A 13,277-nucleotide genomic window follows, 5' to 3' on the forward strand; every position below is an offset into this window, starting at 1 on the left:
ACGGCCGGCGCGGGGCGATCCGCCGGGTGCCGGGCGCCCGCGCAGGGCCGCTGCCGCACCGGCAGGCCGGTGGTCGTGGCGTACACCGTGGTTCTGTTCACCGTGGTCGTCCCTCCCCCAGTGGGCTCAGGTCATCCCCTGCCCAACTCATGTAAAGAGAAGGTAATGCGCGGGGTCGCCGCGCGGGTCCCGGAACGGCCACAGGCATGTCACAGCCGGTGGCCCCTTCAGGGCCGGGCGCCGCCGTGCGATGATGTGCCCGCCAACTGCATACCGGCCGTTTGAATCCGCGCGGGAGAGTCCCCATCCGGGGCGCCGAAGGAGCAAGTCCCTCCCTTGAATCTCTCAGGCACCGTTACCGCGCGGGCGAGGCACATCTGAAAAGCGGGCCGCTGTCGCAGTGGCTCCACCCAAGGTGCAAGCCAGTGACCGTGCGGGTCATGGCGAACCTCTCAGGTTCCGATGACAGATGGGGAGGAACGTTCCTCGCCCCATCCCCCGTTGCCCTGGGAGACGACCGATGAGTAGCACAGACCCCAACGCCCCGCGCCATACCGCGCTCGACGCCGTGCACCGCTCGCTCGGTGCGACGATGACCGACTTCGCCGGCTGGGACATGCCCCTGCGCTACGGCTCCGAGCGCGACGAGCACCAGGCGGTGCGTACCCGGGCCGGGCTGTTCGACCTCTCGCACATGGGTGAGATCACGGTGACCGGCCCCGGCGCCGCCGCCCTGCTGAACTACGCCCTGGTCGGCGACCTCGCGTCGGTCGGCGTGGGCCGTGCCCGCTACACCATGATCTGCCGCGCCGACGGCGGCATCCTGGACGACCTGATCGTCTACCGGCTGGCCGAGCACGAGTACATGGTCGTGGCCAACGCCTCCAACGCCCAGGTCGTGCTGGACGCGCTGACCGAGCGCGCGGCCGGCTTCGACGCCGAGGTCCGCGACGACCGCGACGCCTACGCGCTGCTCGCCGTCCAGGGCCCGGAGTCCCCCGGCATCCTCAAGGCCGTCACCGACGCCGACCTCGACGGCCTGAAGTACTACGCCGGGCTGCCCGGCACGGTCGCGGGCGTCCCCGCGCTGATCGCCCGTACCGGCTACACCGGCGAGGACGGCTTCGAGCTGTTCGTGAAGCCCGAGCACGCCGTCCGGCTCTGGGAGGCGCTGCTGGAGGCCGGCTCCGCCGCCGGTCTGGTGCCGTGCGGGCTGTCCTGCCGGGACACCCTGCGCCTGGAGGCGGGCATGCCGCTGTACGGGCACGAGCTGACCACCGGGCTGACCCCGTTCGACGCCGGTCTCGGCCGTGTGGTGAAGTTCGGCAAGGAGGGCGACTTCGTCGGCCGCGAGGCGCTCACGAAGGCCGCCGAGCGTGCCGAGGCCCGGCCGCCGCGCGTGCTGGTCGGCCTGATCGCCGAGGGCCGCCGGGTGCCGCGCGCCGGATACGCCGTCGTCGCGGACGGCAAGGTGATCGGCGAGGTCACCTCCGGTGCCCCCTCCCCCACCCTCGGCAAGCCGCTGGCCATCGCCTACGTCGACGCCGCGCACGCCGCCCCCGGCAGCACCGGTGTGGGCGTGGACATCCGGGGCAGCCACGAGCCGTACGAGGTCGTGGCGCTGCCCTTCTACAAGCGCGCCAAGTAGACACTGGCACCGGGTCCGGCCGGTCCCCGGCGTGACCCTGCGCACATTCACCCGCTCTTCATCGGTTCGAGCCCTCTTCCCCGGACGAGCACGTCCTCGCGTACAGGAGAATTCAGGTCATGAGCAACCCGCAGCAGTTGAGCTACAGCAAGGAGCACGAGTGGCTGTCGGCCGCCGAGGGCGGTGCGTCGACGGTCGGCATCACCGAGCACGCGGCCAACGCGCTCGGCGATGTGGTCTTCGTGCAGCTTCCCGAGGTCGGCGCCGAGGTCACCGCGGGCGAGTCCTGCGGCGAGCTGGAGTCCACCAAGTCGGTCTCCGAGCTGTACTCCCCCGTCTCCGGTGAGATCACCGAGATCAACCAGGACGTCGTGGACGACCCGTCGCTGGTGAACTCCGAGCCCTTCGCGGGCGGCTGGCTGTTCAAGGTGCGCGTCGCGGAGCAGCCCGCCGACCTGCTGACCGCCGACGAGTACACCGCCTACATCGCAGGCTGAGGAGCCGGAAGCCGTATGACTGACGTCCTGAACACGCCCCTGCACGAGCTGGACCCGGAGATCGCCGCCGCGGTCGACGCCGAGCTGCGCCGCCAGCAGTCGACCCTGGAGATGATCGCCTCCGAGAACTTCGCACCGCTCGCGGTGATGGAGGCGCAGGGGTCGGTCCTGACCAACAAGTACGCCGAGGGCTATCCGGGCCGCCGCTACTACGGCGGCTGCGAGCACGTCGACGTGGCCGAGCAGATCGCCATCGACCGGGTGAAGGAGCTGTTCGGCGCCGAGTACGCCAACGTCCAGCCGCACTCGGGCGCCTCCGCCAACCAGGCGGCGCTGTTCGCGCTGGCCCAGCCCGGCGACACCATCCTCGGGCTCGACCTGGCGCACGGCGGCCACCTCACCCACGGGATGCGGCTGAACTTCTCCGGCAAGCAGTTCAACGTGGTCGCGTACCACGTGGACGGCGAGACCGGCCTGGTCGACATGGCCGAGGTCGAGCGGCTGGCCAAGGAGCACCGCCCCAAGGTGATCATCGCGGGCTGGTCGGCGTACCCCCGGCAGCTCGACTTCGCCGAGTTCCGGCGGATCGCGGACGAGGCCGGCGCCTACCTGTGGGTGGACATGGCGCACTTCGCCGGTCTGGTCGCGGCGGGGCTGCACCCGAACCCGGTGGAGCACGCGGACGTGGTGACCTCCACCACGCACAAGACGCTCGGCGGTCCGCGCGGCGGCATCATCCTGGCCAAGAAGGACTTCGCCAAGAAGCTGAACTCCTCGGTCTTCCCCGGTTTCCAGGGCGGCCCGCTGGAGCACGTGATCGCCGCCAAGGCGGTCTCCTTCAAGGTCGCGGCCTCGGCGGACTTCGCGGAGCGCCAGCGGCGTACGGTGGAGGGTGCCCGCATCCTGGCCGAGCGGCTGACCGCGCCGGACGCCCGCGAGGCCGGGGTCAACGTGCTCTCCGGCGGCACGGACGTGCACCTGATCCTGGTGGACCTGCGTGAGTCGGAGCTGGACGGGCAGCAGGCCGAGGACCGGCTCCACGAGGTCGGCATCACGGTCAACCGCAACGCGGTCCCGAACGACCCGCGCCCGCCGATGGTCACCTCCGGCCTGCGGATCGGCACGCCCGCCCTCGCCACCCGCGGCTTCACCGCCGAGGACTTCGCCGAGGTCGCGGACGTGATCGCGGAGACGCTGAAGCCGTCGTACGACGCCGAGGCGCTCGCCGCTCGGGTGCGGGTGCTCGCGGACAAGCACCCGCTGTATCCGGCGCTGGGCGAGTAGTACCCCGTATGTGTTACCCGGGTGCCCCGCCCACTGCCGGTGGGCGGGGCACCCGTGCTGTGTCCGCATCACGTTTTGTATCTGTTCGTATTGAGGAGTCACCGTGGCCGTCTCGGTCTTCGACCTGTTCTCGATCGGCATCGGCCCGTCCAGCTCCCACACGGTCGGTCCGATGCGCGCGGCGCGCATGTTCGCCCGCCGCCTCCGCAACGAGGGCCTGCTGGACGCCGTCGCCGCCGTCCGCTGCGAGCTGTACGGCTCGCTCGGCGCCACCGGCCACGGCCACGGCACCCCCAAGGCGGTGCTGCTGGGTCTGGAGGGCGCCTCCCCGCGCACGGTGGACGTGGAGGGCGCCGACGGCCGGGTCGGGGCGATCCGCGAGGCGGGCCGGCTCAGCCTGCTCGGCGAGCACGAGATCGCCTTCTCCTACGACGACGACCTGGTCCTGCACCGCCGCGAGACCCTCCCGTACCACGCCAACGGCATGACGCTGTGGGCGTACGACGCCGCGGGCGAGGAGCTGCTGACCAAGACGTACTACTCGGTCGGCGGCGGCTTCGTCGTCGACGAGGAGGCGGTCGGCGCGGACCGGATCAAGCTGGACGACACGGTGCTGAAGTACCCGTTCCGCACCGGTGACGAGCTGCTGCGGCTCACCAGGGAGACCGGGCTGTCGATCTCCGCGCTGATGCTGGAGAACGAGCGGGCGTGGCGCACCGAGGAGGAGATCCGCGCGGGCCTGCTGGAGATCTGGCGGGTGATGCGCGAGTGCGTGGCCCGCGGCATGTCCCGCGAGGGCATCCTGCCGGGCGGCCTGAAGGTGCGCCGCCGCGCCGCCGTCTCCGCCCGCCAGCTCCGTGCCGAGGGCAACGCGCTCGCGCACGCCATGGAGTGGATCACCCTCTACGCGATGGCGGTGAACGAGGAGAACGCCGCGGGCGGCCGGGTGGTCACCGCGCCCACCAATGGCGCGGCCGGCATCATCCCGGCGGTGCTGCACTACTACATGGACTTCGTGCCCGGCGCGGACGAGGAGGGCGTGGTCCGCTTCCTGCTGGCGGCCGGCGCGATCGGCATGCTCTTCAAGGAGAACGCCTCCATCTCCGGCGCCGAGGTCGGCTGCCAGGGCGAGGTGGGCTCCGCCTGCTCCATGGCGGCGGGCGCCCTCGCCGAGGTGCTCGGCGGCTCCCCCGAGCAGGTGGAGAACGCGGCCGAGATCGGCATGGAGCACAACCTGGGCCTGACCTGCGACCCCGTCGGCGGCCTCGTCCAGATCCCGTGCATCGAGCGCAACGGCATGGCCTCGGTGAAGGCGGTCACCGCCGCCAGGATGGCCATGCGGGGCGACGGCTCCCACAAGGTCTCCCTCGACAAGGTCATCAAGACCATGAAGGAGACGGGCGCGGACATGAACGTCAAGTACAAGGAGACGGCGCGGGGCGGGCTCGCGGTGAACATCATCGAGTGTTAGGCCCGGCCCGCTGAATACTGGGGATCATGCGTACCGACTTCGATCCCTCGGCCATGGCCCCGCACGCCTTCTACCGGCTCCTCACCTCGGTGGTGGTGCCGCGGCCGATCGCATGGGTCTCCACGGTCCCCAGGGACCACCCGGAGCGGCCCAACCTCGCGCCGCACTCGTTCTTCTCGGTCTCCTGTGTGCAGCCGCCGATCGTGCAGTTCACCTCGGTGACGCGCAAGGACTCGCTGCGGAACGTGGAGGAGACCGGGCAGTTCGTGGTCAACCTGGCGCCGGAGGGGCTGTTCAAGGAGATCAACGACACCGGGACGGACTTCCCGTCCGACGTCAGCGAGTTCGGGGCGGTGGGGCTGGAGCCCGAGCCCTCACTGCGGGTGAAGCCGCCTCGGGTCGCGGCCTCCCCGGCGGCGCTGGAGTGCGAGCTGCACAGCCTGCTGACACTGGGCGACTCCACGGTGGTGTTCGGCCGGGTGGTCCATGCGGTGGTCAGCGAGGAGGCGCTCGCCGAGGACGGGCTCCCGGACATCGAGCGGCTGCGCCCGCTCTCCCGGCTGGGCCGCGACGAGTGGGGCACGCTCGGCGAGGTGCTGGACAAGCCCCGCATCCGCTGGCGCGACTGGCAGCAGGGCGAGCGGAGCTGAGTTTCCCTGGACAGCGCTCACATCGGCGAGGTATTGCTCGTCGCGCCGCAGCGGCGGTGACGGGGGTAGGCTCGAAACAGCACCCGATTGCTCACCTTTTGTGAAGGGGCTGCTGATGTCGACCGTTCTGTGCGTCCTCTATCCCGACCCACAGGCAGGATATCCGCCGAAATACGCACGGGACGAAATCCCGGACGTTGGCTGGAATGTCAACGGTCGTCCTGCCCCCGCACCCAAGGGCCCCCTCGGATTCAAAGCGGGCGAACTGGTCGGGTGCGTATCGGGTGAACTCGGGCTGCGGGGCTATCTGGAGAAGAACGGCCACCAGTTCATCGTCACCAGCGACAAGGACGGGGAGCAGACCGAGTTCGACAAGTATCTCCCCGAGGCCGAGGTCGTCATCTCGCAGCCGTTCTGGCCGGCGTATCTCACGAAGGAGCGCCTGGCGAAGGCGTCCAAGCTGAAGCTGGCGCTCACCGCGGGGATCGGCTCGGACCATGTCGACCTGGACGCGGCGGCGCAGGCGGGGGTCACCGTCGCCGAGGTCACCGGCTCCAACAGCGTCAGCGTGGCCGAGCACACGGTGATGATGATCCTGGCCCAGGTGCGCAACTACCTTCCCTCGCACGGCATCTCCACCAACGGCGTCTGGAACATCGCGGACTGCGTGGAGCGCGGCTACGACATCGAGGGCATGAAGTACGGGGCGGTCGGGGCGGGCGGCATCGGGCTGGCCGTCCTGCGGCGGCTCAGGCCCTTCGGACTGGAGCTGCACTATCACCAGCGGCATCAGCTCGATCCGGAGACCGAGAAGGAACTGGGCCTCACCTTTCATCCGGATCTGGAGTCGATGATCACCGACATCGATATTCTGAGCCTGCAATTGCCGCTGTATCCGTCCACGAAGAACATGCTGAACGCGGAGACCCTCGGCATGATGAAACGCGGCACGTACGTCATCAATTGCGGGCGGGCCCAGCTGGTCGACCGGGATGCGGTCGCGGAGGCTCTGCATTCCGGCCACATCGCGGGATACGCGGGAGACGTCTGGTATCCGCAGCCGGCGCCGGTCAACCATCCCTGGCGCACCATGCCGTTCAACGGCATGACGCCCCACATTTCCGGGACGACGCTTTCCGCGCAGGCCCGCTATGCCGCCGGAACGCTCGACATCCTCCAGTGCTATTTCGAAGGGCGGCCCATCTGCGAGGAGTATCTCGTCGTCGACACGGGAAATCTCGCCGGGTCGGAGCCCGGTCGCAGGAATTGAAAGTAAGGGTTACCGCGCGCTCAGCCGCCGCTGTCCAGCCCCCACGCTTCGGCCAGCAGCGAGAACGAGCGGGCGCGGTGCGCGGGGTCGTGGGTGTAGGTCGTGATGATGAGTTCGTCGGCCTCCAGGTCCGCGACCAGCGCCTCCAGCTCGGTGACGACCGTCTCCGGTGAGCCCACCGCGCGTACCTGCTGGAAGTCGTCCACGAACCGGGCGACCTCGGGGGCGATCACGGTCCCGAGGTCCCTGACCGGGGGCCGCAGCGGGCCGCGCCCGCCGGTGTAGATGCCGGCGGCCATCTGCTGGGCGGTGGTGAACAGGTAGTGCGCCTCCTCGTCGGTGGGGGCGACGAGGACGTTGACGCCGACCATGGCGTACGGCTGCGGGATCTCGGCGGTGGGGAACTCCGTCGAGAAGCGCGAGCGGTACAGCGCCAGCGCCTCGTGCCGCATCTGCGGGGCGAAGTGCGAGGCGAAGGCGTACGGCAGCCCGAGGTAGGCGGCGACGGCCGCGCCGTCGAGGCTGGAGCCCAGCATCCACAGCGGGACCTCGGTGCCCTGGCCCGGCACCGCCCTCACCTGGGGTCCCTCGCCGTCGCGGGAGCTGAGGTAGCGGTGCAGGTCGACGACGTCCTGGACGAACGTGTCGGTGGCGGCGCCGCCCCGGCGCAGCGCGGCGGCCGTCGTCGGGTCGGTGCCCGGTGCGCGGCCGAGGCCCAGGTCGATGCGGTGGCCGTACATCTCGGCGAGGGTGCCGTAGTACTCCGCGACCATCAGCGGGCTGTGGTTGGGCAGCATCACGCCGCCCGAGCCCAGCCGGATGCGCTCGCTGTGCTCGGCGGCGCGGCCGATGAGCAGGGAGGTCGCGGAGGAGGCGAAGGTGACCACGTTGTGGTGCTCGGCGTACCAGTACCGGTTGTAGCCGAGCGCGTCCGCGAGCCGCACCAGCTCGACGGACTGGTCGAGCGCGGTGCTCGTGTCCGTGCCCGAGGCCACGGGTACGAGGTCGAGGATCGACAGCGGAACGCGCTGAGTAGTCATGTCGGCGCCACAATCATCGGGAGCGGAATGCCTCCCTGCGAACGTTTCACAGGCGGGACCGGCGCGCAATCAGAGCCGGAGCCCGGAGGTGCCCGCTGCCCGCAGTCGTACCGGACAGCTACAGAGGATCGAAGTCCTCCAGGTCAGGGACGTGGCGCCCGACCTCTTCGCGACGGTCCGTGCGGGCGAGCCGCCGGTCCCACCCGTCACGGCGTGCCCCCTCACAGAAGCGGGGAAGATGGCGCCGGACCCGGCGAACTGACACCCAACTCCGCACCTCTTGCACGAACTTGACTTCCTCAGCTGGGGCGAAGAGACTCGATCGAGTCTGGTGTGGTGTGCCCGGACGCCCCCCTCTTCACTCTTCTCCCCCTCCCTTCCGTCCCGCCGCGATGGAAGACGTCGTCGTCGGCTCGGGTCCGCCAGCCAGGAGAACACATGTCTCTGACCCTCCAGTTCACCGTCCGCAGCGACAAGGGCCTTGTCCGGGAAGTCAATGAGGACTCCGTGTACGCGGCGCCGCATCTGCTGGTGGTGGCGGACGGGATGGGCGGGCATGCCGGGGGCGAGGTGGCCAGTTCTGTCGTCATCTCCCACATGGCCGAGCTGGGGCGGGAGCGGACGCGGGCGGAGCCCATGGAAGCGTTGCGCGAGGCGATACTCGCCGGGAACCTGGCCATCGCGCAGGCCGTGCGGGACGCGCCGCAGCTGAACGGGATGGGAACCACCATCACGGCGGTCCTGATGGAGGCCGACAGCGATCAGTTCGTCGTGGCCAACGTCGGGGACTCGCGCACGTATCTGATGCGCGCCGGTGAGCTGGTACTGCTGACGCGTGACGACTCCCTGGTGCAGACCCTGCTGGATGACGGCCGGATCACCCCCGCCGAGGCTCTCGCGCATCCGCAGCGGTCCATGGTGACGAAGGCGCTGGTCGGCGGGGAGCCGCTGAGCCCGGCCCTGTTCCGTCTGGAGACCCTGCCCGGCGACCGGTTCCTGCTGTGTTCGGACGGGCTGAGCGATCTCGTGGCCGAGTCGGAACTGGCCGAGGCGCTCGGCCTGCCCAGCCGGGACGAGGCCGCCGACCGCCTGATCCAGCTGGCCCTCGGCGCGGGCGGCAACGACAACGTGTCCGTCGTCGTCGCGGACGTCGTCCACGACGACGCCCCTGCCGACGCGCCGGTCATCTCGCGCGCCCCCCTCAAGGAGGAGGAGGCTCCCGAGCGCCGGGGGCGGACGGGCCGCGCCGTGTTCGTGCTGGCCGCCGTCGTGGTGGCGGCGGCCGTCGCGGTGTACCTGTTCAGCTAGGGGCGCCCGTCCGCTGCTGGAAGGCGCAGCCCGCGTGGGCGCCGGCCGCGTACGAGATGACATCGGCGCGGCCGGCGGGCAGGCCGCGCAGGAACGCGCCCGCGTAGCTGCGGCCGATGAGGAAGGCTCCCCAGTTGAGCACCCATGGCTCGTCCGCGCACCCCTCCCCCGGGAAGGGTTCCGGCAGCGGGGTGACCAGCTCCTGCACGATGTGCGGGGTGGCCAGGGCGCGTTGGAGGCTCGCCGCCCACTGGGCGTCGCCGACGCTGCGGCCCAGTACGGTGCCGGAGCCGCCGAGGCCGTGCGCGGGCTTGATCACCAGGCGGTCGCGGTGGTGGCGGCAGTACGCGAGGAGATCGGTCGGTTCGCCCGCCACGCGGGCCGTGCCGGGACGCAGTTCGTGGGTCCAGGGGAGCAGGCGGCCTACGAGGTCCCGCTCACCCGCATCCAGGGTGTCCTGGCAACGGTCCTCCCAGAGGAGGGCCAGTGCACGCTTGTTACCGTGCATGGAGGTGCGCAGCGGGGAAAGTACGGGGACGTCGCAGCGGGCGAAGAGGTCGAGCAGGGCCTCGGCTTCGCCCAGGGCGGCCGTGTCGGCGGTGAGCTCACCCAGGGTGAAGTAGCGGTACACCAGGTCGACTTGACGGCCGTCGACCACCAGGCGGCCGCCGGACTCGCGCGCCTGGCCGGTGTGGCAGCCGAACGCCTCGACACCGTGGGGGGCGAGCAGCCCGGCCAGAGCGGTGATCTCGGGCTCGGTGGCACGGTAGCCGGAGGGGCAGTCCATCAGGGCGACCCGGCACGTCTCCCCCGCCCGGCCCGCCGCCTCCCGCATCTGCCCGGCGAGCATGGCGACCGTGTCGGGGAAGCCGAGTCCCTCCGCCGCGACGAACGCGGCCAGCTCCGGGTCGGCCAGCGCGAGCCGGTTCAACTCCGTGATCTGCAGGCCCCCCAGGGCGCTGCTGATGTTGAACTCAAGAAGCCGGAAACCGACCTGGTCCCGGTACAGATCGGCACGGCCGATCCGGCCCGGCGCGGCCACCGGCGGCCGCAGGGCGAGACGCGCCTGCTCGGGCCGCAGCCCGACCGCGGCCGCGAAGGCGTACGGGTCCCCGTCGAAGAGCCGCTCCGGCAGGCCGAAGAGCAGATCGGTCACCCCGTTGAGATCCCGCTCCAGTCGTCCGGCCTCCCCCTCCGTGAGAAAGACGGGCCGGCTGAGAAAACGGTCCTCCAGAGCCCGGCGCACGAGGTCCAGCCGGTCGGACTCCCGGAGGGCGAGCGGGCGTCGCCCGGGTCCGGCCAGGTAGCGAGTGGTCAGGGTGGTGGGCGGGGCGGTGGTCATGGTGCGGGCGTCTCCTCGCCAGGTACCGGCTGCGTGGTGATGTGGACCTTGGCGATGGCCGCCCGGGCTCGTTCCAGGGCCTCGTCCGCGGTGGCACCCAGGGCTGTCAGGGAGCCGCAGCGGTCCTCGGAGCTGCTCAGAGTGGGGACCGTGTCGCCGGGGGCGGTTTCGGGGTCGGTCTGCAACACGCCCGGACTCGTCGCGGCCGCCTGCCAGCCGGTCACCTCCGTGACCAGGCCGGGGGGTGCGGTCAGGAACCAGGTCGCGGCCGCGTCTGCGGTGGGGACCTGTGGGGGCGGCTGTACTCCGGCCGTGTGCGCCGCCAGCAGGTCGCGTACGTCCGCGCCCGTGACCTCCCGAACGAGGTCGATGATGCCGTCGCCGCCGGGGCGGTCGTGGGACTCGACGACGCGGGGGCCGGCGGGGGTGACGATGATCTCGGTGTGGGCGGGGCCCTCGGTCAGGCCGACCGCGTCGAGAAAGGCGCGGGTGGCGGCCACCAGGGCCGCGTGGCGGGCGGAGTCGATGCGGGCGGGTACGACATGGCCGATCTCGACGGCGTTGTCACCGGTGAACTTCTCGGTGACCGCCAGCACCTGGTGCACCCCGCCGCGCGAGAACGACTCCACGCTGTACTCGGGGCCGTCCAGGAACTCCTCGGCGAGCAGCGCGTCCGGCGTCTCCGCGACCAGCCGTGCGGCCCGCTCCACGTCGGCGGCGGAGCGCAGGACTCGGATGCCCTGGCTGCCCGAGCCGTCGCGGGGCTTGAGCACGACGGGCAGCCCGGCACGCGCGGTGAAGTCGGCCAGGTCGTCGGGCGCCCGCATCAGCGCGGCCCGTACGGCGGGCGAGCCGGGCGTGCCGTCGAGGACCTCGCGCATCAACGCCTTGTCCTTGAGCAGCAGCACGGTCCGCAGCGGGTTGCCCGCCAGGCCGAGTGCGTCACGGATGCGGGCCGCAGTGGTCAGGAAGCGTTCGCGGACGGTGACGACCCGGTCGAAGGGCACCGCCTTGTGCAGGGCCAGGACGCGGTCGAGCCACACGTCGCCGTCGTCGTCGGACAGCAGCAGCGCCTCGTCGCAGGCATCACGGTGCCCGGGGCCGAACTCGGCGAGCGTGCCGCCGTAGACGACATGGCAGCCGTGGGCACGCAGGGCCTTGGGCAGCCGGGTGCCGCCGCCCAGTACGAGGACGGTGCGGGGGGCGGTCTCGGTCATACGGAGTCCTGGGTGAGCGCCGGGTCCTTGGTGACCCGTGGGACGACGGGATTGAGGGGCACGGGCCGGGCCCTGCGCGCGGTGTACGGGGCGGCGGAGGCGACCAGGGCGACGAGGACGCCCAGCAGCAGCCAGCCGCCCACCGGACGCCAGTCGGGGCCGGGGGCGAGGCAGAGCGTGGTCAGCGCCAGCGGGGCTACGACACCGGTGACACCCCGGCCGAGGGAGAAGAAGCCCTGGTACTCGCCGTGCGAACCGTCGGGTGCGAGTTCGTAGCTGAGGCCGTAGCTGCCGGCGGACTGCCACAGTTCGCCCGCGGTGTGCAGGGTCATGCCGACGAGCAGCAGGCCCAGCGCGGCGAGCTGCGCGGAGGCGAAGACCGCGCAGGCGATGGCGGCCCAGCCCACGAGCAGCACCCAGCCGGAGCGGCGCACCACACGCGCGGCGGTGTCCACGCTTCCCGTGCCCCGGGAGAACGGCACCTGGAGCAGGACGACCAGCACCGTGTTGGCCAGCACCACGGCCGAGATGGTCCACTCCGGGGCCCTGGTGTGATCGGCGATCCACAGCGGCAGGGCGAGGGAGAGCACGTCGTAGTGGATGCTGGTAAGGCCACAGACCAGGGTGACCAGGGCGTACGGACGGTCGCGCAGCACGGTACGGCGGGCGGGCGCCGAGGGGCCCGTGGGCGCCGGACGGACCGGGGGCACCTTGCGCAGGGGCAGCGCGGCCAGCACGTAGGCGCAGGCGTTGAGCAGGACGACGGCCAGGTAGGCGGCGCGGGTGTCGGCCGCGAGGGCGAACGCGGCGAGGGCGGTACCGATGCTCAGGCCCGCGTTGGTGACCGACTTCAGCAGGGCGCGCAGCCGCACCCGCGCCTCTCCGACGCCGACGCTGCTGATGACGGCACCGCGCGCGGCGGCGCCCCCGCGTTCGGCGACGGTGGCCACACAGGTGACGGTGATGAACGCCCACAGGGAGTGCACCAGGGCGAACGAGGCGGTGGCGAGGGCCTGTCCGGCCAGCGCTGCGGCATAGGTGCCGCGCGCGCCGAAGCGGTCGGCGATCCGGCCCGCCGGGACGGCCGCCGTCAGCCCGGTCAGTCCGGCGACCGCGAGGCCGACGCCGACCTGGGCGGCCGAGAGGCCGACGGACCGGGTGAAGAACAGCGCGCTGACCGGGAGAAGGAGTCCGCTGCCGGTCTGGCCCACCAGGGTGGACAGGGCGAGTGCGCGCGGCGCTCCCCGCTCCGGCAGCAGGGCTCGTATCCGGCCTGACCCGCTCCCTGACGGTACGTCAGTCATGCTCGCCCTCACCGGTGAGCCGGGCCAGTTCCGAGAGGACCAGGTCGGCGTGGTGCTCGGGGTCGGGCACGGGGTGGATCAGGGCGCGGACGGCGCCGGTGCGGTCCAGGACGACTCCGGCGCGCTCGAAGAGGACGCGGCCCTCGGCACGCACCTCGGGTACGCCGAGGGCGCGGCCGAGGGCGAGGTCCGTGTCGCCGATCAGCGGGTAGCCGAGGGCGCGTCCGGCGGCGAACTCCGCCAGCT

The 13,277-nt window shown here is 71.5% G+C and carries 11 protein-coding genes, 1 pseudogene and 1 riboswitch; of the genes and pseudogenes, 7 read left to right on the forward strand and 5 right to left on the reverse strand.

Annotation, left to right across the window (positions count from 1 at the left end; all coding sequences use genetic code 11):
* Window positions 1-282 precede the first annotated feature (282 nt).
* A riboswitch (glycine riboswitch) is annotated at window positions 283-371 on the forward strand.
* A gap of 149 nt (window positions 372-520) precedes the next feature.
* The 6 genes from gcvT to GT030_RS24385 all read left to right on the forward strand — a co-directional run bounded on the left by gcvT (window position 521) and on the right by GT030_RS24385 (window position 6,820).
* The gene (gene gcvT, locus GT030_RS24360) at window positions 521-1,648 is read left to right on the forward strand and encodes a glycine cleavage system aminomethyltransferase GcvT (RefSeq protein WP_161202929.1); all 1,128 of its coding nucleotides are present in this window, start codon (window positions 521-523) and stop codon (window positions 1,646-1,648) included.
* Window positions 1,649-1,767: 119 nt separating this feature from the next.
* Window positions 1,768-2,145: a glycine cleavage system protein GcvH gene (gcvH, locus tag GT030_RS24365; protein ID WP_161202930.1), complete on the forward strand. Its 378-nt coding sequence runs from the start codon at window positions 1,768-1,770 to the stop codon at window positions 2,143-2,145.
* 15 nt (window positions 2,146-2,160) lie between these two features.
* Window positions 2,161-3,429 (forward strand): serine hydroxymethyltransferase, encoded by a 1,269-nt coding sequence (gene glyA / locus GT030_RS24370; RefSeq protein ID WP_161202931.1) that lies wholly within the window; start codon window positions 2,161-2,163, stop codon window positions 3,427-3,429.
* A 103-nt stretch (window positions 3,430-3,532) separates the two neighbouring features.
* Window positions 3,533-4,900: an L-serine ammonia-lyase gene (locus tag GT030_RS24375; protein ID WP_161202932.1), complete on the forward strand. Its 1,368-nt coding sequence runs from the start codon at window positions 3,533-3,535 to the stop codon at window positions 4,898-4,900.
* 26 nt (window positions 4,901-4,926) lie between these two features.
* Window positions 4,927-5,550: a flavin reductase family protein gene (locus GT030_RS24380; RefSeq protein WP_161202933.1), complete on the forward strand. Its 624-nt coding sequence runs from the start codon at window positions 4,927-4,929 to the stop codon at window positions 5,548-5,550.
* A gap of 115 nt (window positions 5,551-5,665) precedes the next feature.
* On the forward strand, window positions 5,666-6,820 hold the full coding sequence (locus GT030_RS24385; RefSeq protein ID WP_161202934.1) for an NAD-dependent formate dehydrogenase: 1,155 nt from the start codon (window positions 5,666-5,668) through the stop codon (window positions 6,818-6,820).
* 20 nt (window positions 6,821-6,840) lie between these two features.
* Here the strand turns inward: GT030_RS24385 and GT030_RS24390 are convergent, their stop codons facing one another.
* Complete coding sequence (locus GT030_RS24390) at window positions 6,841-7,860, reverse strand: LLM class flavin-dependent oxidoreductase (protein ID WP_161202935.1); 1,020 nt, start codon at window positions 7,858-7,860, stop codon at window positions 6,841-6,843.
* A 438-nt stretch (window positions 7,861-8,298) separates the two neighbouring features.
* Between GT030_RS24390 and GT030_RS24395 the strand changes: the two genes are divergently transcribed.
* On the forward strand, window positions 8,299-9,168 hold the full coding sequence (locus GT030_RS24395) for a protein phosphatase 2C domain-containing protein (protein WP_161202936.1): 870 nt from the start codon (window positions 8,299-8,301) through the stop codon (window positions 9,166-9,168).
* Here the strand turns inward: GT030_RS24395 and GT030_RS24400 are convergent.
* The 4 genes and pseudogenes from GT030_RS24400 to GT030_RS24415 all read right to left on the reverse strand — a co-directional run.
* Complete coding sequence (locus tag GT030_RS24400; protein WP_161202937.1) at window positions 9,161-10,510, reverse strand: circularly permuted type 2 ATP-grasp protein; 1,350 nt, start codon at window positions 10,508-10,510, stop codon at window positions 9,161-9,163. The two genes, GT030_RS24395 and GT030_RS24400, sit on opposite strands and share 8 nt — an antisense overlap.
* On the reverse strand, window positions 10,507-11,727 hold the full coding sequence (locus tag GT030_RS24405) for an ATP-grasp domain-containing protein (protein ID WP_161202938.1): 1,221 nt from the start codon (window positions 11,725-11,727) through the stop codon (window positions 10,507-10,509). Before GT030_RS24405 ends, GT030_RS24400 begins: the two co-directional genes overlap by 4 nt.
* The gene (locus tag GT030_RS24410; RefSeq protein WP_161202939.1) at window positions 11,724-13,031 is read right to left on the reverse strand and encodes an MFS transporter; all 1,308 of its coding nucleotides are present in this window, start codon (window positions 13,029-13,031) and stop codon (window positions 11,724-11,726) included. Before GT030_RS24410 ends, GT030_RS24405 begins: the two co-directional genes overlap by 4 nt.
* Window positions 13,024-13,277: pseudogene (locus GT030_RS24415) on the reverse strand (hypothetical protein); the annotation flags it as partial. The gene GT030_RS24410 and the pseudogene GT030_RS24415, both read right to left, overlap by 8 nt.

The sequence above is a fragment of the Streptomyces sp. SID1328 genome (assembly GCF_009865595.1).
Classification (GTDB): domain Bacteria; phylum Actinomycetota; class Actinomycetes; order Streptomycetales; family Streptomycetaceae; genus Streptomyces; species Streptomyces griseoluteus.